Below are 24,282 nucleotides of genomic sequence, written 5' to 3' on the forward strand. Positions count from 1 at the left end.
AAACAACATTCATTTACGATAATAAAGGTTGCGAATTGGAATTCCAGACCCGCAACCTCTTTTACAAAAAAAACAAATCGAATTAGTCTTCGATAACAATGCCCATACTGCGTGCAGTACCTTCAACCATACGCATTGCAGCTTCTACGCTAGCAGCGTTTAGGTCAGGCATTTTAGTTTCAGCGATTTCGCGAACTTTATCACGCTTAACAGTTGCCACTTTATTACGGTTTGGTTCACCAGAACCAGACTCGATACCAGCTACTTTCTTAAGAAGAACAGCAGCAGGAGGAGTTTTAGTAATGAAAGTGAATGAACGGTCTTCAAATACTGTAATTTCAACAGGAATGATTAGACCAGCTTGATCTGCTGTACGAGCGTTGAACTCTTTACAGAAGCCCATAATGTTAACACCCGCTTGTCCTAATGCTGGACCAACTGGTGGAGCTGGGTTAGCTTTACCTGCAGGAATTTGAAGTTTTACCATTTTAATTACCTTTTTAGCCACGAGACACACCTCCTTAAGTCCGTGATGTGGTCAATTGGGCAGTGATTTGCCCTCCCACTTCATATTTTATCTTTAGCGATAAAATCTTTCTCAAAAAACGTCTCCGTTTCCGAAGACGTACTGACTTAAAAGATATTATCACTTTTTACAATTCATTTCAAGTTTCATTTTATAATTTTTCAATTTGGTGGAAATCTAGTTCAACTGAAGTTTCACGACCAAACATATCAACAAGTACTGTTACTCTTTGTTTTTCTAGATCAATTTCATTAATAGCACCTGTGTAATTCGCAAATGGGCCTTCGTTCACACGTACAGTCTCATGAAGTTCAAAGTCAAAGTCAACTACTTCATTTTCCATTCCCATGTGTTTTAAGATTGTAACTACTTCTTCTTCTAATAACGGAGATGGCTTCGAACCTGACCCAGAAGATCCAACAAATCCTGTTACACCTGGTGTATTACGAACAACATACCAAGAATCATCTGTCATGATGATTTCTACCAACACATAGCCAGGAAACACTTTCCTCTTTGTTATTTTTTCTTTTCCGTTTTTCATTTCTACTTCTGTTTCCTCTGGAACAATAACACGGAAAATTTTATCTTGCATAGCCATTGATTCTACGCGTTTCTCTAAGTTTGTTTTTACTTTATTTTCATATCCAGAATAAGTATGGACAACATACCAACGTTTTTCCATTAATTTAGGACGACCGTCCTTCCCTCCCTGACGTACATTTTTTTGTGCAAATGAAAAAACCCGTTCACCGGGCTTTTACACAGTTCGTATAAATAACATTAACATTATATCATGTATAAGCGCTTCTTATTCAAGAATTAAACGAATTAAAGAAGAAATCCCCATATCCACTACCGCAAAGAAAATTGCACAGAAAGCAACTGTTGCAATTACAGTAAGTGTCGAACGGATTAATTCATCTTTTTTCGGCCAGCTTACTTTTTTCATTTCGCGACCTACATCGCCAAAAAAGTTCGTCAAACGCATTTCCGGGACCTCCAGTGCATAATTACAATTATTTATTTTGTTTCCTTATGAACCATATGCGCATTACACATTTTACAAAATTTCTTTATCTCAAGACGCTCTACTGAGCTTGTATCTTTCATTGTTGAATAGTTTCGATTATTGCATTTTTCACATGCAAGTACAACTTTTTTTCTCACCTGTTACACCAGCCTTGTAACATTATTTCCTTAAAAATGTATCATACAATAAAAGGCAATGTCAATGACGCTTCCCCCCTACTGCAAAAAGAAAAGGAGAGGAAAAAACCTCTCTTTTATATTTCTCTATTAACCTAATATATTTTTAACTCTCAAACTTAAACACCTTAACGTTTAAGTGAAGGTGAGTGAACAGCTGCTGTTTCTCTCATTTCCATATAACGCTCAAGCTTCCGTTTCACTCGCTGCAGGGCATTATCAATGGATTTCACATGACGATTCAATTGCTCTGAAATCTCTTGATACGATCTTCCGTCTAAATATAAAGAAAGCACCTTTCTTTCTAAATCGCTTAATAATTCAGATATTTTTAATTCTATGTCAACATACTCTTCCTGACTAATAATCATTTCTTCAGGATCCGTCATCTTCGCTTCAGATATAACATCTAACAGAGTTCGATCGGATTCTTCATCATAAATTGGTTTATCTAAAGAAACATATGAATTTAAAGGGATATGTTTTTGTCTTGTCGCTGTTTTAATCGCGGTGATAATTTGACGTGTAATACACAATTCCGCAAAAGCTTTAAAGGAAGACAGCTTGTCCTCTTTATAATCACGAATCGCCTTAAATAATCCAATCATACCTTCTTGGATAATATCTTCACGATCAGCGCCAACCAAAAAGTAAGATCTTGATTTTGCACGAACAAAATTTTTGTACTTATGAATTAAATACTCTAGCGCATCAACATTACCTTGTCGTACTAATTCAACTATCTCTTCATCCTCTAAACTACTAAATGTAACATTGTTGCCGCTTACGAAGTCTGTTTCCAATCTGATCCCTCCGACCGCTAGTTATTTAGCAATATTATACAGTAAGCACTTGAAGAGCGTCAATGTTTCAACGCCCTCCTCGTCTTAATTTTTCTAACTTTTCTGTAACTTCTTCACTAAATATCGTCCGCATCGCCGGTTGTTCTTCTTTTGTTTTCTTCGTTTCACGACGCACTCTTCGTTCCATCGCCTGAACTTCTATCTCTAACTCACGCGCTGATTTACGCAGAGCACCCTGCCCAAAAATGGCCCACTGCTCTGTGTAATCAGACGTCGCAACATAAATCCGTGTATTAATATTACGCAGCTCAATTGCGAGCTGCTCAATTTTTTCATCCGCCGTTTGGTTTTTCCTTGTAAAGATTACATCTACACGCGCTTGCTTCATCTTCTTTTCAATTCCATAAACAGAATATGCATCAAAAACAATCATTACTTTCGTGCCTGTATATCCTTGATAATCTGCCATTTTGTCAATAAGCAAATCTCGTGAAGCTTGTAAGTCTACATCCCTTAGCTTTTTCAAGTCTGCCCAAGCTCCAATAATATTGTAACCGTCAACGATTAAAATATCATTCATTTTTATTCACCGATTGGGTGACGTTTCCGATACACTTCATACATTAACAAGCTAGCAGCAACTGAAGCATTTAAGGAGGTAACTTTACCAGCCATCGGTAAATGAATCAAGAAGTCACATTTCTCGCCGATAAGGCGGCTCATGCCTTTCCCTTCACTTCCAATCACTAAACCAATTGGCATCTTTCCATCTAAATTACGATAGTCATCTTTCCCTTTTGCATCTGTACCGGCAATCCAAAGCCCGCGCTCTTTCAATTCATCAATCGTTCTTGATAGATTTGTAACGCGAGCTACAGGAACATACTCAATCGCGCCCGTAGAAGCCTTTGCAACTGCCGCTGTTAAACCAACCGCTCTGCGCTTTGGAATAATAATACCATGCGCCCCTACTGCATCTGCCGTACGCATAATAGAGCCTAGATTGTGCGGATCTTCAATCTCATCCAGAATTAAGAAAAATGGATCCTCATTGCGCTTAGCTGCCAACGCAAATAAATCCTCTAAGTCCGCATATTCATATGCCGCCACTTGTGCGATTACACCTTGATGATTCCCCTCTACAAGTTGATCTAATTTTTTCTTCGGTGAATTCTGCACTAAAATTTTATTTTCTTTCGCTAATGCTAGTACAATTTGCACTTGCCCTTTCGCAGCACCTTCTGCAATCCAAATTTTATTAATATCACGACCTGCTCTCAACGCTTCAATTACAGGGTTACGTCCAATAATATATTCACTGTTCACGCTCACGCGCCTCCTTCCTTATCCTCTAATACACGAATTGCTTCAAATACAATCTCTTCTATTCGTGTTTGTTCATTCAATAAATAATGATATCCAATCAGTGCCTCAAAAGCAGTACTATATCGATATGTTTGTACATCTGTATTTTTCGGAACAGAACCTGATTTTGCATTGCGCCCTCTTCTTAATACTGCTTCCTCTTCTTCACTAAGAAATGCTGTCTCTAGTAAATGATGAACAACTTTCGCTTGCGCTTTTGCAGAAACAAAGCTTGTCCCCAAACGATGTAATTGATTTGGACGAACTGTTCCTTTTTGAAGCAGGTGATAGCGGATATATTGTTCGTATACCGCATCACCCATATATGCTAACGCTAAGCTATTCAATTGCTTTGCATCAATCATGTTTAGCCTCTTTTCCATCTTGTACCTTGTGGTGTATCTTCTAAAATAATGTTACGCTCTTTCAATTCATCGCGAATTTGATCAGACAGTGCAAAATCACGATTTTTACGAGCCTCAATACGCTTTTGGATTAGTGCTTCAATTTCTTCATCAAGCAATTCTTCTTTTGTTAATTCTAATCCTAAAATGCCAAACAATGTTTCAAGTTGTTTTACATACGCTTCAATGACAACTTTTGACGTATGCTCTTCTAATAAATATTGATTCGCATGATTTGCTAAATTATATAACTCAGTTATTGCATTTGCTGTATTGAAGTCATCATCCATCGCTTCTTCAAATGCCGCTTGGAATTTATCCATTTCAGTTAACCATTTCTCATTATGGTCCGTTAAATCCGTACTGCTTTCCATGCGATGTTTTAAGTTTCCATAAGCCGTTTTAATTCTCTCTAATCCATTATTCGTACTTTGCAGTAACTCTTCACTAAAGTTGATTGGATGACGATAGTGTACAGATAACATAAAGAATCGGATTAACTGTGGATCATACTGTTTAATAATATCGTGAACTAAAATAAAGTTTCCTAACGACTTAGACATCTTTTCATTGTTAATATTAATATATCCATTATGCATCCAGTAACGTGCAAATGTTTTTCCAGTCAAAGCCTCTGATTGTGCAATCTCATTTTCATGATGCGGGAATGTTAAATCTTGACCACCAGCATGAATATCAATTGTATCACCTAAATATTTACGTGCCATTGCAGAGCATTCGATATGCCAACCCGGACGACCTTTCCCCCAAGGGCTCTCCCAGAAGATTTCTCCTTCTTTTGCTGCTTTCCATAATGCAAAATCAAGTGGATCATGTTTCTTTTCTCCAACTTCAATACGTGCCCCATGACGCAGGTCTGCAATTGGCTGATGTGATAATTTACCGTAACCCTCAAATTCCTTTGTTCTGTAATACACATCGCCTTCAGATTCATATGCATATCCTTTATTTACAAGTTCCTGAATAAACTCAATAATGATATCCATATTTTCTGTTACACGAGGGTGAACTGTCGCATGTTTGCAGCCTAGTGCCGTTACATCTTCAAAGTATGCTTCAACAAAGCGATCTGCAATTGTTGGAACGTCTTCTCCTAGCTCATTCGCCGCTTTAATTAATTTATCATCTACATCAGTAAAGTTAGAAACATATTGTACATCGTACCCTTTATGTTCTAAATAACGACGTACTGTATCGAATACCATAGGTGGTCTTGCATTCCCAATATGGATGTAGTTGTATACTGTAGGACCGCACACATACATTTTTACCTTATTTTCTTCTAGTGGAACAAACGCTTCCTTTTGACGCGTTAACGTATTATAAATGTGAATAGTCATTTTTATCCTTCCTTTCTGTTTTCACTACCATTTTTGTTTTCAATTGTTCAAGTTCCCCTTCTAATGCTTTTAACTTATCAAAAATCGGATCCGGAAGATCACAATGATTTAAGTCTTGACCTACTTTCACCCCATTTTGGATCACGACACGACCAGGAATACCTACAACTGTAGAATGTGCAGGTACTTCTTTTAACACAACCGAACCAGCACCAATTTTAGAATTTTCTCCAACCGTAATTGATCCAAGCACTTTCGCACCTGTTGCAATCAACACATTATCTTTAATCGTTGGATGACGTTTCCCTTTTTCTTTTCCCGTACCGCCTAACGTGACACCTTGATAAATTGTTACGTTATCTCCAATTTCACACGTTTCTCCAATTACAACTCCCATACCATGATCAATAAAAAACTTACGACCAATCGTTGCCCCTGGATGAATTTCAATACCCGTAAAAAAACGACTCATTTGTGAGATAATACGAGCAAAAAAGAAAAATTTTCGTTTATAAAAAGCATGTGCCATCCGATGCGCCCAAATTGCGTGCAATCCAGAGTAAGTTAAAATTACTTCGATGTAACTTCTCGCTGCTGGATCCTGTTCAAAGACGACTTCAATATCCTCCCGAAGCCTCTTAAACATTTTCGTTCCCCCTCTTTTGTTTAAAGTGAAATTTCCATCAGTGGACCTCTTTACCACTAATAGTGAGTTGAACCAATCCGGTTCTTAATTTCTACTTCCTTCCAAAGCTTTTCCGACTATTATTTATCCAAAAAACTCTCCCCCATACCTGTAGGTATAGAAAAAGGCGTCTCTGTCTATAGACAGAGACGCCTTACTAGCGCGGTTCCACTCTGTTTAGGCCTAAAAAAGCCTCAAACTCAAACATGATAACGGTTTATACCGCTTCTGCTTACTTTGCGTCAACATGACATTTCTCGAAATATATTCGTTGTTCAGCAGAAGACTCAAAGGGGCACTTCAAAAACCTGCTTTTAAACCACTTCCAGCCAAATGGTGGTTTTCTCTGTGAAAAGCATGATTTTCTACTTCTCCTTCTCGTCGCTTTCTTTTATTTCATTTTAAAGTATTCTTATTATATTTCTAAATCCGTAAAATGTTAACCAATTACTTTACGAACACGATTTAAAACTTTTTCTTTTCCAAGAAGTGCAATTGCATTTGGAAGTTCTGGTCCGTGTGTTTGGCCAGTTGTCGCAACGCGAATTGGCATAAATAAATTTTTCCCTTTTTGACCTGTTTGTTTTTGAACAGCTTTAATTGCTGCCTTAATTGCTGCAGGTTCTACTTCCTCTAATGCCTCTAGCTCTGCTGCAAACGCACGAAGAACTTCTGGTACTTGTTCGCCTTTTAATACTTCTTGTCCTTCTTCTTCATAATCCACATGATCTTTAAAGAACATATCAGATAGCTCAACAATCTCAGCCCCGAAGCTCATTTGATCATGATATAAAGCAATCACATCGCGAATCCAAGCTAACTCTTGTTCACTTGGATTTTCACTTACGCGACCAGCTTTCACTAAATGCGGTAAGCTTAATTCAACAACGCGATCTAAGTCTTGCTTTTTCATATATTGGTTGTTCATCCATTTTAATTTTTGAGAATCGAATAATGCTGGTGATTTCGATAAACGAGCTGCATCAAACATTTCAATAAACTCATCTTTAGAGAAGATTTCTTCTTCCCCTACTGGTGACCAACCTAGTAATGCGATAAAGTTAAAGATTGCTTCTGGAAGATATCCCAGCGCTTCATATTGTTCAATAAATTGAATAATAGATTCATCACGTTTACTTAACTTTTTACGGCTTTCATTTACAATTAACGTCATATGACCAAATTGTGGTATATCCCAACCAAATGCTTCATAAATCATCATTTGTTTTGGTGTATTAGAAATATGGTCATCACCACGAAGAACGTGTGAGATTTCCATGAAATGATCATCTGCCGCTACTGCAAAGTTGTAAGTTGGGATGCCATCTTTCTTCACGATAACGAAATCACCGAAATCGTTTGAGTTGAAAGATACGTCTCCTTTTACAATATCATTAAATACATATTCACGGTTTTCAGGTACACGGAAACGAATACTTGGAATGCGTCCTTCTGCCTCGAATTGTTTTACTTGCTCATCTGTTAAATCACGGTGACAACCCGCATAACGAGGTGTTTCACCACGAGCGATTTGTCCTTCACGTTCTGCTTCTAACTCTTCTTCTGTCATATAGCACTTATACGCTAAGCCACGCTCTAATAAATCTTCATATAACTTTTTATAAATATCTAAACGCTCCATTTGACGGTACGGACCATATTCACCACCAACGTCGATGCTTTCATCCCAGTCCATGCCAAGCCATTTTAAATACGTTAATTGGCTTTCTTCACCGCCAGCAATATTACGCTTTACGTCTGTATCTTCAATACGGATAATAAATTTACCGTTTTGACTACGAGCGAATAAATAGTTAAATAATGCCGTACGTGCATTTCCGATATGTAAGTGTCCTGTTGGACTTGGCGCATAGCGCACTCTCACTTGCTTTTCCATAGTTGGTACACCTTCCATTCCTAATGTCAACAGATTCTTTAATTGTACACCAAAAAATTACGATTATCCATCTTGCGAATCAAAAACAACTATTTTTTCTGTAATAATACAATAGCCTGCGAAGCAATTCCTTCTTCTCGCCCTGTAAATCCTAATTTTTCTGTCGTCGTTGCTTTTACATTGACATTCTCGATGCTCGTTTGTAATAGCTCGCTAATTCTCTTACGCATACTTTCAATATGCGGTGCCATTTTCGGCTTTTGAGCAATAATTGTACAATCTAAGTTTCCAAGTACATACCCTTGCTCTGTCACAAACTCCCACACTTTCTGCAAAAGGACAGCTGAATCTGCATCTTTAAATGCAGGATCTGTATCTGGAAAATGTTTACCGATATCACCAGCAGCAATCGCCCCTAAACAAGCATCAGCAATAGTATGCAAAAGGACATCAGCATCAGAATGCCCAAGTAATCCTTTTTCATATGGAATTGTAATTCCACCAATAATTAGCGGTCTTCCTTCTGCAAATGCATGTACATCAAAACCTTGTCCAATTCGAAACATTTCCAATTCCTCCTCAAACTACACTAGTAAACCTTATATCATTCTTACGGGCATATAAAGGCTCCACCCGTTGAAGTTTTTGCTCTATATATAGAAAAGCCCGGTAGCCACCGGGCTTTTCTATTATAACATTGCTACTGTATTTTCAAAACTCGCAGAAAGCTTTCAGCAATTACTAAATCTTCAGGTGTTGTCACCTTTATATTATGATAGCTTCCTCCTACAACTCCCACCTCTTTAGGAAGGCGTTCCACCAGACTGGCATCGTCAGTTCCTAGAAAACCCGCTTGTTTTGCACTTTCATGTGCCTCTAACAGAATGGGAACACGAAATCCTTGCGGTGTTTGAACTGCTTGCAGATGAGAACGTTCTACGGTTTCAACAACAATATCATGTGTCACTTTTTTAATTGTATCTTTCACAGGTACTGCACAAATGGACGCACCTTTTTCTTTCGCCATTTGCAATACATCTTCAATCATCTTTTTCGTTACAAACGGACGTGCCCCGTCGTGAATAAGTACATACTCTACATCTCTTACATACATAAGAGCATTGTATACACTATCCTGACGCTCACATCCACCTTGAATAAGTTGGATGTCTTTTTGAATATGATAAGTTTGGAGAAGTCCCTCAAAGTAAGAACGCTCTTCTTCGTTAATCGCTAAAATAACATGCTTACATTGCTCATCTTTTTCAAAAGCTCGTAATGTATGAATGATAATGGGAACAGAATCAATTTGTAAAAATAATTTATTTTTCCCCGCTCCCATACGCTTACCTTGTCCTGCTGCAGGAATAATTAATGTATACATCACCATAGTCCCCTACTTATAACGCTTTCTCTAGCAGTTTGCGCTTAGCAAAAATCATTCGGCCCGCAGATGTTTGCAGTACACTTGTAACAAGTACATCAAGCTGTGAACCAACATGCTCTCTACCATCTTCGACTACGATCATTGTACCGTCATCTAAATAAGCAACGCCTTGATTCTGCTCTTTTCCATCCTTCACAACGTATACGCTTAACTCTTCACCCGGAAGTACAACAGGCTTAATAGCATTTGCTAAATCATTAATGTTTAAAACTGTCACACCTTGCAATTCAGAAACTTTATTTAAGTTAAAATCATTCGTAACAACAGTGCCGCCTGTTAATTTTGCTAACTTCACAAGCTTACTATCGACTTCTTGAATATCTTCAAAATCACCTTCATAAATTTCTACTGGAATAGATAACTCTTTTTGAATACGATTTAAAATATCCAAGCCTCTTCGTCCGCGATTACGCTTTAATGCATCCGAAGAATCAGCAATATGCTGTAGTTCCTCTAACACAAATTGCGGAATGACAATTGTACCTTCCAAAAACTTCGTTTGACAAATATCCGCGATACGTCCATCAATAATAACACTGGTATCTAGTATTTTCCATCCGGAAGTTAACGGTTCTACTTCCTCGTTTTCATTATTCGTATTTTTTTTCTTTCCTCCGCGTTGCGCCAATGTAAACAACCCTAACAATTCATTCCTCTTTTTAAACCCTACTTGGAACCCTAAGTAACCAAGTAATAGCGTGAAAAAGATTTGCAATACTGTACTAATGACTGGAATGGTAAATTCGCGAATCGGAATCAAAATTAAATACGCAACAATTAGTCCTGAGATTAATCCTAATGTTCCAAATAACACATCTGTAACAGGTGCTTTTACAAGCGCTTCCTCAATATGTTTAATAAGCTGAACAATATAATCTACAAGCCAAAAAGTTGTTAAAAATAAAATGATTGCACCAATAATTGCACGAATATAAGAACCTTCAAGCCAAGGAACTGCACCTATATCCAAAACATTAATCACTTTTGGAATGAGAAAAATTCCTAATGCTCCTCCAATAACTAAAAAGAAAAGCTGTACGATTCGTTTTAACATTCAACCACCTCCTACTCATTATTAACCATTACTTCGCCACTCAAAACGTCGAGTGAAAAAGTGGACGTGTTTTTTTATAATTTGTTTTATTTACCAATATATCATATCATATATAAAAAATCTTTGAGTGTAGCTATATTGTGAAATCAATGTAATATTCTTAATTGTGTCTGCTCATATACAAGTGTTCTTGAATTCGTTTTAAACCCTCTCGTATCTTTTTCGCCCGTACTTCTCCAATTCCTTCCACATCATCCAAATCCGCAATAGTTGCACGGCAAATTCCTTGTAAGTTCTTAAAACGATTAATTAAGTTCTCAATAATAAGAGGTGGAACTCTAGAAATTTTACTCGCTATTCGATAGCCTCTTGGTGTAATGCTTTCTTCTAATTTCATTTGTCCGGAGTATCCAAGTAATTTCACTAAATCGCTATCTTCTAGGAGTTGCGCATTCGCAAGCTCTTGTAATTTTTTTAAAATTTGATAGTGATCTTGGGTTTTTTCATGATAGTAATCTTTAATTAATAGTGCAGCCTCTGCTTCCACGTCAGCAAGCAATTCTGTCAATTGTAAACGAATGAGCCTTCCTTCTGTTCCTAATTCATGAATGTAACTGAAGATTTCATTTTTAATCCGCAGCATCATTTCAACGCTATGTAGTACATGCACAACTTCAGACATTGTAACCACTTCTTCAAATTCTAAAATACCAAGGTTTGTTATACCGTCATTCCATACAGCCTTATATTTTTCTAATGTTTGAATCGCTTGGTTTGCCTTTGTTAAAATAACCCCAATATCTTTTAATGTATAACGTAAGTTTCCTTGATATAACGTAATTACATTTCGTCTTTGTGAAATGGCAACAACAAGGCTACCCGTCTGCTTTGCCACTCGCTCTGCTGTTCGATGGCGCATACCTGTTTCAATAGAGTCAATAGATGAATCAGGAACCAGCTGTCCATTAGCGATTAAAATTTTACTTCCCGTTTCATTTAAAATAAGAGCCCCATCCATTTTTGCTAGTTCATACAGACTAGCAGGAGAAAAAGCACAATTAATATGAAATCCTCCATCAACAATACTTTTAATTTGTTCGTTGTATCCGAGTACAATAAGACCACCCGTTTGTGCCCGGAGCACATTATCAATTCCTTCTCTTAATGGTGTCCCCGGTGCAACAAGCTGTAAAATATTAATAATACTTTTGGAACGTTGCTTGTTTTCTTCCATATCTTATCCTCCTAGTGCAAATCGAAGAGCCTCTCCTATATTCGATACTCCAACTACTTCAATTCCTTCTGGAATCGTCCATCCACCTAAATTCTTTCTCGGGATAATAACACGCTGAAATCCTAATTTTGCCGCTTCTTGTACACGCTGTTCAATGCGAGAAACACGACGAACTTCTCCCGTTAAACCAACTTCACCAATGACTGCATCACCTGGAAACGTCGGTTTATCACGAAAACTTGATGCAATACTTAAAGCAACCGCCAAATCAACTGCCGGTTCATCTAGTTTAATTCCCCCGGCAACTTTTAAATAAGCATCTTGATTTTGAAGCAATAATCCTGCTCTTTTTTCTAGTACCGCCATAATAAGAGAAACACGATTATGGTCAATTCCTGTTGCCATTCTTCTTGGATTCCCAAAACTTGTAGGAGAAATTAATGCTTGTATTTCTACTAAAACGGGCCTTGTTCCTTCCATAGAAGCAACAACCGTTGAACCAGCAGCACCCACGGGTCTTTCTTCCAGAAAAATTTCAGAAGGATTTAACACCTCTGAAAGGCCAAGCTCCTTCATCTCAAAAATCCCCATCTCATTAGTTGAACCAAAACGGTTTTTCACCGCTCGTAAAATTCGATATGTATGATGACGATCTCCTTCAAAATAAAGAACGGCATCCACCATATGCTCTAACATACGTGGACCTGCTATAGCTCCTTCTTTCGTTACATGCCCTACAATAAAAATAGGGATTCCTTTCGTTTTTGCAAGCTTCATAAGTTCTGCTGTGCATTCACGTACTTGCGCTACACTTCCTGGCGCTGAAGTTACTTCCGGTAAATGAATGGTTTGAATAGAATCAATTACTACAAATGATGGATTCATTTCATCTATATATGCTGCAATTCGTTGTAAATCTGTTTCTGATACAACAAATAAATTATCTCCATTTACATGAAGACGATCTGCTCTAAGTTTAATTTGTTTTGCAGATTCCTCCCCTGATATGTATAAAACATCATACGCACGATCTGCTAGTTGTGATGATATTTGCAGTAATAATGTTGATTTCCCAATACCAGGATCTCCTCCTATGAGCACGAGAGAGCCATCTACAATTCCACCACCAAGCACCCGGTTAAATTCTTGAAAACTTGTTTCAATACGCGCCTCTGTTTTCGTTTCCACTTCTTTCAGGCGGCGAGGCTTCGTTAATTCAGTTTGGATTGCACTTGCATAGTTCAGGCGGCGTGATGATACAACTGGTTCCATCTCTTCCACCAGTGTATTCCATTGTCCGCACCCCGGACACTTTCCCATATACTTTGGTGACTGATAACCACATTCTTGACATGTAAATTTTGTTTTCTTTTTAGCCATCGTTTTTTATACTTCACTTCGCTTTCATATGTAACAAAAATATTTCTTTTTTGTACAAGAAAGAGGGCTATTGTTTAGCCCCCTTTTGTTTGTCTATACTTATTTTACCTTTTCTGCACTACGAATGACAAATGATTCCCCTTCTGCATCAAAAACAACTTTTTGACCTTTCTCAATAACTCCTTTAAGAAGTTCTTCTGATAATCGATCTTCTACATGTTTTTGAATTGCACGGCGTAGTGGACGAGCACCATATTCTGGATCAAATCCTTTATCAGCAATCGCTTCAATTGCTCCATCCGTTAACTCTAAATCAATATCTTGTTCTTTTAAACGTTTAACCAACTGCTCTACCATAAGAGTAACAATTTCTTTAATATGTTTCTTCTCTAATGTATGGAAAACAATAATTTCGTCAATGCGATTTAAGAACTCAGGGCGGAATGCTTTTTTCAACTCATCCATTACTTTGCCCTTCATATCTGCATAATCACGACTTTCATCTTGCACATTAAATCCAAGATGTTTGTTTCGTTTTAATGCATCTGCACCTACGTTAGAAGTCATAATAACAATTGTATTACGGAAATCAACTGTACGACCCTTTGAATCTGTTAAACGACCATCTTCTAACACTTGCAGTAAAATATTGAATACATCTGGATGCGCCTTTTCCACCTCGTCAAGTAAGACAACAGAGTATGGTTTGCGACGAACTTTTTCCGTTAACTGGCCGCCTTCTTCATATCCAACATATCCTGGAGGAGAACCAACTAGACGAGAAGTAGAGTGTTTCTCCATGTACTCCGACATATCAATACGAATCATTGCATCTTCGTCACCAAACATGGATTCTGCTAATGCGCGTGCAAGTTCCGTTTTACCAACACCAGTTGGTCCTAAGAAAATAAAAGAACCGATTGGACGTTTTGGATCTTTCAAACCTGCTCTTGCACGGCGAACTGCTTTTGCAACTGCAATAACTGCTTCATCTTGCCCAATTAAACGATCATGTAAAATATTTTCTAAGTTCAATAGTTTGTCTGTTTCTGTTTGAGCTAGCTTAGAAACCGGAATACGCGTCCATGTTGAAACAACATTTGCAATATCCTCTACTGTTACTTCTGAATTCTCTTTACCTTGCTGCTCTTTCCATTGACGCTTCGTATCTTCTAATTTTTCACGTAGGCGCTGTTCCATATCACGTAAAGAAGCTGCTTTCTCAAATTCTTGGCTTTGTACTGCCGCATCTTTTTCTTTTCTTACTTCTTCTAGCTTCGATTCAAGTTCTTTTAAATTTGGTGGTGTTGTATAAGAACGTAAACGAACCTTTGAAGCTGCTTCATCAATTAAGTCAATCGCTTTATCAGGTAAGAAACGATCTGTAATGTAACGATCAGATAATTTTACAGCGGCGTCAATTGCATCGTCTGAGATAGAAACACGGTGATGCGCTTCATAACGGTCACGTAATCCTTTTAAAATTTGAATCGATTCTTCTAAGCTCGGTTCATCAACGTGAATTGGTTGAAAACGTCGCTCTAATGCCGCATCTTTTTCAATATATTTACGATACTCATCTAGCGTTGTCGCCCCAATACATTGTAGTTCTCCACGCGCTAATGATGGCTTTAAAATATTCGATGCGTCAATCGCCCCTTCTGCACCGCCTGCACCAATTAGTGTATGAAGCTCATCAATGAATAAAATAATATTACCAGCTTGACGAATTTCATCCATGACTTTCTTTAAACGGTCTTCAAACTCACCGCGATATTTCGTACCAGCAACTACAGTCCCCATATCTAATGTCATAACACGCTTATCGCGTAAAGTCTCTGGAACTTCGTTGTTTACAATTTGTTGTGCTAATCCTTCAGCAATTGCCGTTTTACCAACACCGGGTTCTCCAATTAACACAGGATTATTTTTTGTTCTTCTACTTAATACTTCAATTACACGTTGAATCTCTTTGCTACGACCAATTACTGGATCTAAACGCCCTTCACGTGCTACAGCTGTTAAATCACGCGCTAAACTATCAAGCGTCGGTGTATTTGCATTAGCCGAGCCACCACCTTGATGACCCGAAGCCGTCTCGTTACTACCAAGAAGCTGCAATACTTGTTGACGCGCTTTATTTAAACTTACACCTAAATTATTTAAAACACGGGCCGCAACGCCTTCTCCTTCACGAATAAGCCCAAGTAAAATATGCTCTGTTCCCACATAAGAATGACCAAGTTTACGCGCCTCGTCCATTGATAACTCTATTACTTTTTTTGCACGCGGTGTGTAGTGAACCGTTTGGGACATCTCCGTGCCGCGCCCAATTAGTGCTTCTACTTCTTTTTGAACTTTCTCTGGGCTTAATCCAAGTGCGACCAATGCTTTTGCAGCAATCCCTTCTCCTTCGCGTACAAGACCGAGTAAAATATGCTCTGTGCCGATATTATTATGACCAATACGAATTGCTTCTTCTTGGGATAACGCTAATACCTTTTGTGCTCGCTCTGTAAATCTTCCAAACATCATATGAATCACACTCCTACTTCGCTCGATTTTGTTCAATTCGTAATCTTTCACGAATAAGTGCTGCTCTGCGATAATCTCTTTCATCAGGTTGTAACGGGCCTCCAGCATATTGCTGTAAGATTCCAGGCTGTGTAAGTACCATTAACTCTGTTAAGATATTCCTAGATATATTCTCAATATACCCAAGGTCAATACCAAGCCGAACATCCGATAAACACGTTGCTGCCTCAGCAGATTCAATTAAACGGCTATTCTCTAATACACCATAAGAACGATATACCTTATCTTCAAGCTCAATACTTGAACTTTTCATAATTGATTCTCTTGCTGTTCGTTCTTGTTGAATGAGTTGCTGAACAACACTTTTCAAATCTTCTACAATATCTCCTTCAGGTTTTCCTAATGTCATTTGATTAGAAAGTTGAAATATGTTCCCTAACGCTTCGCTACCTTCACCATATATCCCTCTCACAACTAAACCAAGTTGATTAATTGCCTGAACGATACGGTTCATTTGTCCTGTTAAAACGAGGGCTGGCAAATGTATCATCACTGAAGCTCGTAAGCCTGTTCCTAGATTTGTAGGACAGCTCGTTATATAACCAACTTGTTCATCAAATGCATATTCAATCTGATTTTCTATCCAATCATCAATTTGATTTGCACTATGCAGTGCTTCTGATAGTTGTAATCCCGGAAATAAACATTGAATCCGAATATGATCTTCTTCATTAAGCATAATACTTACTTGTTCATTCTCAGATAATAAACAAGCACCATATTCTGTTCCCACTAGATCCGGACTTACAAGGTGCTTTTCTACCAATACTCTACGCTGCAAAGGTTGAATCCTATTCATTTGTAACAGTTCAAATCCCCCGAAAGGTTCAACTTTTTGATTGGCAAAATTTTCTTGAAATACATGAATTATTTGCTCTGCTTCCTCATTTGTTAGCATAGTCGGGAACTGATAATCTCGTAAATTCCGAGCCAATCGAACACGACTGCTTAAAACAATATCGGAATCAGGACCTTCTTCCCTCATCCATGGACTAATTGCTTCGTTCATAATACGATCGAGTGACATAGAATTATTCCCCCTCTCTATGCTCACGAAGCTGATTTTCTATGCTGCGAATTGTATCTCGGATTTCAGCAGCCTGTTCAAACTCTTCTTGTTGTATGCACGCCTGCAATTTTAGTTTTAACTCATCTAATTCTTTTTTCAGATGAAGATTTCCTCCTATACGGTTAGGAATTTTTCCATGGTGCTTTGTATGTCCACCATGAACTCGTTTTAGCGTTGGTTGTAATTGTTCTTTAAACGTTTCATAACAAGTCGAACAACCAAACCTTCCGACCTTTGCAAATTTTGGATACGTCATATTGCATTTCGGACATTGCAAAGGCTGTTCACTCGAAAAATCATTTGTTTTTTTCTCAGATACGGGTTGCTCGACATTCAGTAGTCCTGCTAATAAATTATGAAATGACAAACTAGACTTATTTGATTGAAAGAAAGACGTATATCCATTTTCTTGTGCACATTGCTCGCAAAGATGAATCTCCGTCTTTTCTCCATTGATTGCTTTTGTAAAATGCAGCGTTGCTGATCGTGAACTACAGTTTTGACAAATCAACTTATTTCCCCACCTTTACAATAGGAAAGAATTATTAATTTACAATCTTATTCGTTCAACTCATTCTTAAGAGACAAAGCATTCCTAAGGGAAGTTTCACTTTACTTATACTTCAATGTTCTAAGCATTGCTTGAAGCATACGCGCTCGTAATTCATCTCTAAATGGTAAATCCGTTAGTAAAACAGATCGATCTAATACACTAAACATAAGCTTTGCTTCCCTACTAGTAACAATACCTTCTTCTAATAAACGCCTTATTATACTCTCAGCGCTTGATTGAGTAATGCTATACTGAATCATTTGTAACATTTGATTAATAATGTCTATATCATCATGCAATTTGACTTTTATAATGCGAATATAACCTCCGCCACCTCGTTTGCTTTCCACTACAAACCCTCTTTCTATAGTAAAACGAGTATTAATAACGTAGTTAATTTGAGATGGCACACAATCAAACTTATCAGCAATTTCACTTCTTTTAATTTCAATTGCATTATTATTACTTAAGTCAATAACTTGCTTTAGATATTGTTCAATAATATCAGATATATTTCTCATTTATCCTCCACCTTTATTGACTTTGACTATCTTTGACTTTAATTATATACGTATTAAAAAATTTTGCAACTCTTTTGCTTCCTTCCCTATCCTATCCATATTTTCTCCCATTTAATCAACCGTTCTTTATTTTATGAATAAAGAATATAAAGTTTCCTATATAAAAAAGAATGCAAAAAAGACGAGTCCAATGACTCGTCTTTCGTTTGCCTGGCAACGTCCTACTCTCACAGGGACAAGGTCCCAACTACCATCGGCGCTAGAGAGCTTAACTTCCGTGTTCGGTATGGGAACGGGTGTGACCTCTCTGCCATCATTACCAGACTTATGAAGGTATGTTCCTTCAAAACTAGATAACATTTGCTTCATATTATATGGTTAAGTCCTCGATCTATTAGTATTCGTCAGCTCCACGTGTCACCACGCTTCCACCTCGAACCTATCAACCTGATCATCTTTCAGGGATCTTACTAGCTTACGCTATGGGAAATCTCATCTTGAGGGGGGCTTCATGCTTAGATGCTTTCAGCACTTATCCCTTCCGCACATAGCTACCCAGCTATGCCCTTGGCAGAACAACTGGTACACCAGCGGTGCGTCCATCCCGGTCCTCTCGTACTAAGGACAGCTCCTCTCAAATTTCCTACGCCCACGACGGATAGGGACCGAACTGTCTCACGACGTTCTGAACCCAGCTCGCGTACCGCTTTAATGGGCGAACAGCCCAACCCTTGGGACCGACTACAGCCCCAGGATGCGATGAGCCGACATCGAGGTGCCAAACCTCCCCGTCGATGTGGACTCTTGGGGGAGATAAGCCTGTTATCCCCGGGGTAGCTTTTATCCGTTGAGCGATGGCCCTTCCATGCGGAACCACCGGATCACTAAGCCCGACTTTCGTCCCTGCTCGACTTGTAGGTCTCGCAGTCAAGCTCCCTTATGCCTTTGCACTCTACGAATGATTTCCAACCATTCTGAGGGAACCTTTGGGCGCCTCCGTTACTTTTTAGGAGGCGACCGCCCCAGTCAAACTGCCCACCTGACACTGTCTCCCGGGTCGATAAGACCCGTAGGTTAGAATTTCAATACAGCCAGGGCGGTATCCCACCAGCGCCTCCACCGAAGCTAGCGCTCCGGCTTCAAAGGCTCCCGCCTATCCTGTACAAGCTGTACCAAAATTCAATATCAGGCTACAGTAAAGCTCCACGGGGTCTTTCCGTCCTGTCGCGGGTAACCTGCATCTTCACAGGTACTATAATTTCACCGAGTCTCTGGTTGAGACAGTGCCCAAATCGTTACACCTTTCGTGCGGGTCGGAACTTACCCGACAAGGAATTTCGCTACCTTAGGACCGTTATAGTTACGGCCGCCGTTTACTGGGGCTTCAGTTCAGAGCTTCGCTTGCGCTAACCCCTCTCCTTAACCTTCCAGCACCGGGCAGGTGTCAGCCCCTATACTTCGCCTTACGGCTTCGCAGAGACCTGTGTTTTTGCTAAACAGTCGCTTGGGCCTATTCACTGCGGCTTTCCGTTAAGAAAGCACCCCTTCTCCCGAAGTTACGGGGTCATTTTGCCGAGTTCCTTAACCAGAGTTCTCTCGCTCACCTTAGGATTCTCTCCTCGCCTACCTGTGTCGGTTTGCGGTACAGGCACCTTTTATCTCGCTAGAAGCTTTTCTTGGCAGCGGGGAATCAAAGACTTCGCTCCATAAGGAGCTTCCCCATCACAGCTCAGCCTTCACGGTAAGCGGATTTGCCTACTTACCAGCCTAACTGCTTGGACGTGCACAACCAATCGCACGCTTCTTCTATCCTTCTGCGTCCCTCCATTGCTCAAACGATAAAGAGGTGGTACAGGAATATCAACCTGTTGTCCATCGCCTACGCCTGTCGGCCTCGGCTTAGGTCCTGACTAACCCTGAGCGGACGAGCCTTCCTCAGGAAACCTTAGGCATTCGGTGGACGGGATTCTCACCCGTCTTTCGCTACTCATACCGGCATTCTCACTTCTAAGCGCTCCACCAGTCCTTACGATCTGACTTCACAGCACTTAGAACGCTCCCCTACCACTGATACCATAGGTATCAATCCGCAGCTTCGGTGGTGTATTTAGCCCCGGTACATTTTCGGCGCAGAGTCACTCGACTAGTGAGCTATTACGCACTCTTTAAATGGTGGCTGCTTCTAAGCCAACATCCTAGTTGTCTAAGCAACTCCACATCCTTTTCCACTTAATACACACTTTGGGACCTTAGCTGGCGGTCTGGGCTGTTTCCCTTTTGACTACGGATCTTATCACTCGCAGTCTGACTCCCAAGGATAAGTCATTGGCATTCGGAGTTTGACTGAATTCGGTAATCCGATGGGGACCCCTAGTCCAATCAGTGCTCTACCTCCAAGACTCTCACACTTGAGGCTAGCCCTAAAGCTATTTCGGGGAGAACCAGCTATCTCCAGGTTCGATTGGAATTTCTCCGCTACCCACACCTCATCCCCGCACTTTTCAACGTGCGTGGGTTCGGGCCTCCATTCAGTGTTACCTGAACTTCACCCTGGACATGGGTAGATCACCTGGTTTCGGGTCTACGACCACGTACTAAACGCCCTATTCAGACTCGCTTTCGCTACGGCTCCGCCTCTTCAGCTTAACCTCGCACGGGATCGTAACTCGCCGGTTCATTCTACAAAAGGCACGCCATCACCCGTTAACGGGCTCTGACTATTTGTAGGCACACGGTTTCAGGATCTCTTTCACTCCCCTTCCGGGGTGCTTTTCACCTTTCCCTCACGGTACTGGTTCACTATCGATCACTAGGTAGTATTTAGCCTTGGGAGATGGTCCTCCCGGATTCCGACGGAATTTCACGTGTTCCGCCGTACTCAGGATACATTCAAGAGGGAACGAAGTTTCAACTACAGGGTTGTTACCTTCTATGACGAGCCTTTCCAGGCTGCTTCGTCTACCTCGTTCCTTTGTAACTCCGTATAGAATGTCCTACAACCCCAAGAGGCAAGCCTCTTGGTTTGGGCTAGATTCCGTTTCGCTCGCCGCTACTCAGGAAATCGCATTTGCTTTCTCTTCCTCCAGGTACTTAGATGTTTCAGTTCCCTGGGTCTGTCTTCTTTACCCTATGTATTCAGATAAAGATACCATACCATTACGTATGGTGGGTTTCCCCATTCGGAAATCTCCGGATCAAAGCTTACTTACAGCTCCCCGAAGCATATCGGTGTTAGTCCCGTCCTTCATCGACTCCTAGTGTCAAGGCATCCACCGTGCGCCCTTTCTAACTTAACCAAAAATTAAAAAATATGAGCTACACTGTTATCTAGTTTTCAAAGAACATATATTTTCGAGAGATAGTTCTCTCAAAACTGAACAAAACGAAACACGGAAACTTTATTGATGAACAGCGTTCATCAATTCTCCATAGAAAGGAGGTGATCCAGCCGCACCTTCCGATACGGCTACCTTGTTACGACTTCACCCCAATCATCTGTCCCACCTTAGGCGGCTGGCTCCAAAAGGTTACCCCACCGACTTCGGGTGTTACAAACTCTCGTGGTGTGACGGGCGGTGTGTACAAGGCCCGGGAACGTATTCACCGCGGCATGCTGATCCGCGATTACTAGCGATTCCAGCTTCATGTAGGCGAGTTGCAGCCTACAATCCGAACTGAGAACGGTTTTATGAGATTAGCTCCACCTCGCGGTCTTGCGACTCTTTGTACCGTCCATTGTAGCACGTGTGTAGCCCAGGTCATAAGGGGCATGATGATTTGACGTCATCCCCACCTTCCTCCGGTTTGTCACCGGCAGTCACCTTAGAGTGCCCAACTTAATGATGGCAACTAAGATCAAGGGTTGCGCTCGTTGCGGGACTTAACCCAACATCTCACGACACGAGCTGACGACAACCATGCACCACCTGTCACTCTGCCCCCGAAGGGGAAGCCCTATCTCTAGGGTTGTCAGAGGATGTCAAGACCTGGTAAGGTTCTTCGCGTTGCTTCGAATTAAACCACATGCTCCACCGCTTGTGCGGGCCCCCGTCAATTCCTTTGAGTTTCAGCCTTGCGGCCGTACTCCCCAGGCGGAGTGCTTAATGCGTTAACTTCAGCACTAAAGGGCGGAAACCCTCTAACACTTAGCACTCATCGTTTACGGCGTGGACTACCAGGGTATCTAATCCTGTTTGCTCCCCACGCTTTCGCGCCTCAGTGTCAGTTGCAGACCAGAAAGTCGCCTTCGCCACTGGTGTTCCTCCATATCTCTACGCATTTCACCGCTACACATGGAATTCCACTTTCCTCTTCTGCACTCAAGTCTCCCAGTTTCCAATGACCCTCCACGGTTGAGCCGTGGGCTTTCACATCAGACTTAAGAAACCACCTGCGCGCGCTTTACGCCCAATAATTCCGGATAACGCTTGCCACCTACGTATTACCGCGGCTGCTGGCACGTAGTTAGCCGTGGCTTTCTGGTTAGGTACCGTCAAGGTGCCAGCTTATTCAACTAGCACTTGTTCTTCCCTAACAACAGAGCTTTACGACCCGAAGGCCTTCATCGCTCACGCGGCGTTGCTCCGTCAGACTTTCGTCCATTGCGGAAGATTCCCTACTGCTGCCTCCCGTAGGAGTCTGGGCCGTGTCTCAGTCCCAGTGTGGCCGATCACCCTCTCAGGTCGGCTACGCATCGTCGCCTTGGTGAGCCGTTACCTCACCAACTAGCTAATGCGCCGCAGGTCCATCTATAAGTGACAGCCGAAGCCGCCTTTCAATTTCGCACCATGCGGTGCAAAATGTTATCCGGTATTAGCCCCGGTTTCCCGGAGTTATCCCAGTCTTATAGGCAGGTTACCTACGTGTTACTCACCCGTCCGCCGCTAACTTCTTAAGAGCAAGCTCTTAATCGGTTCGCTCGACTTGCATGTATTAGGCACGCCGCCAGCGTTCATCCTGAGCCAGGATCAAACTCTCCAATAAAGTGTTTGTCTAGCATCATAAATAAAAATTGACGTTTCACGTTGTTTGTTTCGTTCAGTTTTCAAAGAACTTTGGTGGAGCCTAGCGGGATCGAACCGCTGACCTCCTGCGTGCAAGGCAGGCGCTCTCCCAGCTGAGCTAAGGCCCCTTATCAAAATCGGGAAGACAGGATTTGAACCTGCGACCCCCTGGTCCCAAACCAGGTGCTCTACCAAGCTGAGCCACTTCCCGAAAAGAACGCGCCCGAGAGGACTCGAACCCCTAACCTTTTGATCCGTAGTCAAACGCTCTATCCAATTGAGCTACGGGCGCATATGGTGCCGAGGGCGGGGGTCGAACCCGCACGGTGGTCACCCACCGCAGGATTTTAAGTCCTGTGCGTCTGCCTGTTCCGCCACCCCGGCATGTCATATTGAAAATTGGAGCGGAAGACGGGATTCGAACCCGCGACCCCAACCTTGGCAAGGTTGTATTCTACCACTGAACTACTTCCGCAAGACATATATGACTTATTCAATTAAAAGTGCGGGTGAAGGGAGTCGAACCCCCACGCCAAAGGCGCCAGATCCTAAGTCTGGTGCGTCTGCCAATTCCGCCACACCCGCGCACTATATTTTTAAAATGGTGAGCCATGAAGGACTCGAACCTTCGACCCTCTGATTAAAAGTCAGATGCTCTACCAACTGAGCTAATGGCTCTTACTAAAGTGGTGCCGGCTAGAGGACTTGAACCCCCAACCTACTGATTACAAGTCAGTTGCTCTACCAATTGAGCTAAGCCGGCATATGGTGGAGGATGACGGGATCGAACCGCCGACCCCCTGCTTGTAAGGCAGGTGCTCTCCCAGCTGAGCTAATCCTCCATTTGCCTGGCAACGTCCTACTCTCACAGGGACAAGGTCCCAACTACCATCGGCGCTAGAGAGCTTAACTTCCGTGTTCGGTATGGGAACGGGTGTGACCTCTCTGCCATCATTACCAGACTTTTATTATTATACACATTCTTTTCAGAATGTCAACAGGAATTTCAAAAAAATATATTCCTTCAAAACTAGATAACATTTGCTTCATATTATATGGTTAAGTCCTCGATCTATTAGTATTCGTCAGCTCCACGTGTCACCACGCTTCCACCTCGAACCTATCAACCTGATCATCTTTCAGGGATCTTACTAGCTTACGCTATGGGAAATCTCA

Annotated in this window: 20 protein-coding genes, 9 tRNA genes, 5 rRNA genes and 1 other annotated feature (1 of these 35 running past the window's edge); all 34 genes read right to left on the reverse strand. The window is 41.0% G+C overall.

What is annotated here, in order from left to right; all coding sequences use genetic code 11:
* Window positions 1-82: 82 nt before the first annotated feature.
* Window positions 83-508 carry a 50S ribosomal protein L11 gene (gene rplK, locus AB1279_RS23570; RefSeq protein WP_001085872.1) on the reverse strand — a complete coding sequence of 142 codons (426 nt, stop codon included), beginning with the start codon at window positions 506-508 and terminating at the stop codon, window positions 83-85.
* Window positions 509-677: 169 nt separating this feature from the next.
* Window positions 678-1,211, reverse strand: a complete 534-nt coding sequence (gene nusG, locus AB1279_RS23575) for a transcription termination/antitermination protein NusG (RefSeq protein WP_230576161.1) — start codon at window positions 1,209-1,211, stop codon at window positions 678-680.
* A 126-nt stretch (window positions 1,212-1,337) separates the two neighbouring features.
* Window positions 1,338-1,517, reverse strand: coding sequence for a preprotein translocase subunit SecE (gene secE, locus AB1279_RS23580; protein ID WP_098309988.1), 180 nt, complete (start codon window positions 1,515-1,517; stop codon window positions 1,338-1,340).
* Between the two features lie 32 nt (window positions 1,518-1,549).
* Window positions 1,550-1,696, reverse strand: coding sequence for a 50S ribosomal protein L33 (gene rpmG, locus AB1279_RS23585; protein WP_429752824.1), 147 nt, complete (start codon window positions 1,694-1,696; stop codon window positions 1,550-1,552).
* Between the two features lie 167 nt (window positions 1,697-1,863).
* Complete coding sequence (locus AB1279_RS23590; protein WP_429752825.1) at window positions 1,864-2,538, reverse strand: RNA polymerase factor sigma-70; 675 nt, start codon at window positions 2,536-2,538, stop codon at window positions 1,864-1,866.
* Window positions 2,539-2,605: 67 nt separating this feature from the next.
* Window positions 2,606-3,118, reverse strand: a complete 513-nt coding sequence (locus AB1279_RS23595) for an NYN domain-containing protein (RefSeq protein ID WP_429761204.1) — start codon at window positions 3,116-3,118, stop codon at window positions 2,606-2,608.
* Window positions 3,119-3,120: 2 nt separating this feature from the next.
* Complete coding sequence (gene rlmB / locus AB1279_RS23600; RefSeq protein WP_336484558.1) at window positions 3,121-3,864, reverse strand: 23S rRNA (guanosine(2251)-2'-O)-methyltransferase RlmB; 744 nt, start codon at window positions 3,862-3,864, stop codon at window positions 3,121-3,123.
* Between the two features lie 2 nt (window positions 3,865-3,866).
* Window positions 3,867-4,268: a Mini-ribonuclease 3 gene (locus AB1279_RS23605; RefSeq protein WP_429752828.1), complete on the reverse strand. Its 402-nt coding sequence runs from the start codon at window positions 4,266-4,268 to the stop codon at window positions 3,867-3,869.
* A gap of 2 nt (window positions 4,269-4,270) precedes the next feature.
* The gene (cysS, locus tag AB1279_RS23610) at window positions 4,271-5,668 is read right to left on the reverse strand and encodes a cysteine--tRNA ligase (RefSeq protein ID WP_429761205.1); all 1,398 of its coding nucleotides are present in this window, start codon (window positions 5,666-5,668) and stop codon (window positions 4,271-4,273) included.
* The gene (gene cysE, locus AB1279_RS23615; protein WP_429761206.1) at window positions 5,649-6,314 is read right to left on the reverse strand and encodes a serine O-acetyltransferase; all 666 of its coding nucleotides are present in this window, start codon (window positions 6,312-6,314) and stop codon (window positions 5,649-5,651) included. The genes cysS and cysE overlap by 20 nt, the downstream gene beginning before the upstream one ends.
* Window positions 6,315-6,495: 181 nt before the next feature.
* Window positions 6,496-6,744: a binding site (T-box leader), on the reverse strand.
* Between the two features lie 48 nt (window positions 6,745-6,792).
* The gene (gene gltX, locus AB1279_RS23620; protein ID WP_429761207.1) at window positions 6,793-8,250 is read right to left on the reverse strand and encodes a glutamate--tRNA ligase; all 1,458 of its coding nucleotides are present in this window, start codon (window positions 8,248-8,250) and stop codon (window positions 6,793-6,795) included.
* Between the two features lie 89 nt (window positions 8,251-8,339).
* Window positions 8,340-8,816 (reverse strand): 2-C-methyl-D-erythritol 2,4-cyclodiphosphate synthase, encoded by a 477-nt coding sequence (ispF, locus tag AB1279_RS23625; RefSeq protein WP_429761208.1) that lies wholly within the window; start codon window positions 8,814-8,816, stop codon window positions 8,340-8,342.
* A 134-nt stretch (window positions 8,817-8,950) separates the two neighbouring features.
* Complete coding sequence (ispD, locus tag AB1279_RS23630) at window positions 8,951-9,634, reverse strand: 2-C-methyl-D-erythritol 4-phosphate cytidylyltransferase (RefSeq protein WP_429761210.1); 684 nt, start codon at window positions 9,632-9,634, stop codon at window positions 8,951-8,953.
* Window positions 9,635-9,650: 16 nt separating this feature from the next.
* Window positions 9,651-10,751 (reverse strand): PIN/TRAM domain-containing protein, encoded by a 1,101-nt coding sequence (locus AB1279_RS23635; protein ID WP_429761212.1) that lies wholly within the window; start codon window positions 10,749-10,751, stop codon window positions 9,651-9,653.
* A gap of 160 nt (window positions 10,752-10,911) precedes the next feature.
* Window positions 10,912-11,985 (reverse strand): DNA integrity scanning diadenylate cyclase DisA, encoded by a 1,074-nt coding sequence (disA, locus tag AB1279_RS23640; RefSeq protein WP_336484550.1) that lies wholly within the window; start codon window positions 11,983-11,985, stop codon window positions 10,912-10,914.
* A 3-nt stretch (window positions 11,986-11,988) separates the two neighbouring features.
* Complete coding sequence (radA, locus tag AB1279_RS23645; RefSeq protein WP_253628354.1) at window positions 11,989-13,365, reverse strand: DNA repair protein RadA; 1,377 nt, start codon at window positions 13,363-13,365, stop codon at window positions 11,989-11,991.
* Between the two features lie 99 nt (window positions 13,366-13,464).
* A complete protein-coding gene (gene clpC, locus AB1279_RS23650) occupies window positions 13,465-15,900 on the reverse strand; it encodes an ATP-dependent protease ATP-binding subunit ClpC (protein WP_429754393.1) in 2,436 nt (811 codons plus the stop codon).
* 13 nt (window positions 15,901-15,913) lie between these two features.
* Window positions 15,914-16,987: a protein arginine kinase gene (locus tag AB1279_RS23655; RefSeq protein WP_429761214.1), complete on the reverse strand. Its 1,074-nt coding sequence runs from the start codon at window positions 16,985-16,987 to the stop codon at window positions 15,914-15,916.
* A gap of 4 nt (window positions 16,988-16,991) precedes the next feature.
* Window positions 16,992-17,540 carry a UvrB/UvrC motif-containing protein gene (locus AB1279_RS23660; protein ID WP_429752837.1) on the reverse strand — a complete coding sequence of 183 codons (549 nt, stop codon included), beginning with the start codon at window positions 17,538-17,540 and terminating at the stop codon, window positions 16,992-16,994.
* A gap of 101 nt (window positions 17,541-17,641) precedes the next feature.
* Window positions 17,642-18,103, reverse strand: coding sequence for a CtsR family transcriptional regulator (locus AB1279_RS23665; protein ID WP_336484546.1), 462 nt, complete (start codon window positions 18,101-18,103; stop codon window positions 17,642-17,644).
* A 208-nt stretch (window positions 18,104-18,311) separates the two neighbouring features.
* A 5S ribosomal RNA gene (rrf, locus tag AB1279_RS23670) occupies window positions 18,312-18,427 on the reverse strand.
* A gap of 50 nt (window positions 18,428-18,477) precedes the next feature.
* Window positions 18,478-21,399 (reverse strand): 23S ribosomal RNA (locus AB1279_RS23675).
* Between the two features lie 136 nt (window positions 21,400-21,535).
* Window positions 21,536-23,086, reverse strand: a 16S ribosomal RNA gene (locus tag AB1279_RS23680).
* 72 nt (window positions 23,087-23,158) lie between these two features.
* Window positions 23,159-23,234 (reverse strand) — tRNA-Ala (locus AB1279_RS23685).
* Between the two features lie 9 nt (window positions 23,235-23,243).
* Window positions 23,244-23,317 (reverse strand) — tRNA-Pro (locus AB1279_RS23690).
* Between the two features lie 7 nt (window positions 23,318-23,324).
* Window positions 23,325-23,398, reverse strand: a tRNA-Arg gene (locus tag AB1279_RS23695).
* Window positions 23,399-23,401: 3 nt separating this feature from the next.
* Window positions 23,402-23,490: transfer RNA gene (locus AB1279_RS23700), tRNA-Leu, on the reverse strand.
* Window positions 23,491-23,506: 16 nt separating this feature from the next.
* Window positions 23,507-23,581 (reverse strand) — tRNA-Gly (locus AB1279_RS23705).
* Between the two features lie 29 nt (window positions 23,582-23,610).
* Window positions 23,611-23,691, reverse strand: a tRNA-Leu gene (locus tag AB1279_RS23710).
* A gap of 17 nt (window positions 23,692-23,708) precedes the next feature.
* Window positions 23,709-23,784, reverse strand: a tRNA-Lys gene (locus AB1279_RS23715).
* Window positions 23,785-23,793: 9 nt separating this feature from the next.
* Window positions 23,794-23,869: transfer RNA gene (locus AB1279_RS23720), tRNA-Thr, on the reverse strand.
* Window positions 23,870-23,872: 3 nt separating this feature from the next.
* Window positions 23,873-23,948: transfer RNA gene (locus tag AB1279_RS23725), tRNA-Val, on the reverse strand.
* A 4-nt stretch (window positions 23,949-23,952) separates the two neighbouring features.
* Window positions 23,953-24,068: ribosomal RNA gene (gene rrf / locus AB1279_RS23730) — 5S ribosomal RNA — on the reverse strand.
* Between the two features lie 93 nt (window positions 24,069-24,161).
* A 23S ribosomal RNA gene (locus AB1279_RS23735) occupies window positions 24,162-24,282 on the reverse strand; it runs 2,801 nt beyond the window's last position.
* The 16S, 23S and 5S rRNA genes sit together here with 9 tRNA genes alongside, the layout of an rRNA operon.

The organism is Bacillus sp. S14(2024), assembly GCF_050473785.1.
Lineage (GTDB): Bacteria > Bacillota > Bacilli > Bacillales > Bacillaceae_G > Bacillus_A > Bacillus_A yunxiaonensis.

Bases quoted from the DNA above. Each gene is read 5' to 3' on its own strand.
- nusG (WP_230576161.1), bottom strand. From the start codon at position 1,211: ATGGAAAAACGTTGGTATGTTGTCCATACTTATTCTGGATATGAAAAT.
- ispD (WP_429761210.1), bottom strand. From the start codon at position 9,634: ATGTATACATTAATTATTCCTGCAGCAGGACAAGGTAAGCGTATGGGA.
- AB1279_RS23595 (WP_429761204.1), bottom strand. From the start codon at position 3,118: ATGAATGATATTTTAATCGTTGACGGTTACAATATTATTGGAGCTTGG.
- AB1279_RS23665 (WP_336484546.1), bottom strand. From the start codon at position 18,103: ATGAGAAATATATCTGATATTATTGAACAATATCTAAAGCAAGTTATT.
- AB1279_RS23655 (WP_429761214.1), bottom strand. From the start codon at position 16,987: ATGTCACTCGATCGTATTATGAACGAAGCAATTAGTCCATGGATGAGG.
- AB1279_RS23635 (WP_429761212.1), bottom strand. From the start codon at position 10,751: ATGTTAAAACGAATCGTACAGCTTTTCTTTTTAGTTATTGGAGGAGCA.
- cysE (WP_429761206.1), bottom strand. From the start codon at position 6,314: ATGTTTAAGAGGCTTCGGGAGGATATTGAAGTCGTCTTTGAACAGGAT.
- clpC (WP_429754393.1), bottom strand. From the start codon at position 15,900: ATGATGTTTGGAAGATTTACAGAGCGAGCACAAAAGGTATTAGCGTTA.
- cysS (WP_429761205.1), bottom strand. From the start codon at position 5,668: ATGACTATTCACATTTATAATACGTTAACGCGTCAAAAGGAAGCGTTT.
- radA (WP_253628354.1), bottom strand. From the start codon at position 13,365: ATGGCTAAAAAGAAAACAAAATTTACATGTCAAGAATGTGGTTATCAG.
- secE (WP_098309988.1), bottom strand. From the start codon at position 1,517: ATGCGTTTGACGAACTTTTTTGGCGATGTAGGTCGCGAAATGAAAAAA.
- disA (WP_336484550.1), bottom strand. From the start codon at position 11,985: ATGGAAGAAAACAAGCAACGTTCCAAAAGTATTATTAATATTTTACAG.
- ispF (WP_429761208.1), bottom strand. From the start codon at position 8,816: ATGTTTCGAATTGGACAAGGTTTTGATGTACATGCATTTGCAGAAGGA.
- gltX (WP_429761207.1), bottom strand. From the start codon at position 8,250: ATGGAAAAGCAAGTGAGAGTGCGCTATGCGCCAAGTCCAACAGGACAC.
- AB1279_RS23605 (WP_429752828.1), bottom strand. From the start codon at position 4,268: ATGATTGATGCAAAGCAATTGAATAGCTTAGCGTTAGCATATATGGGT.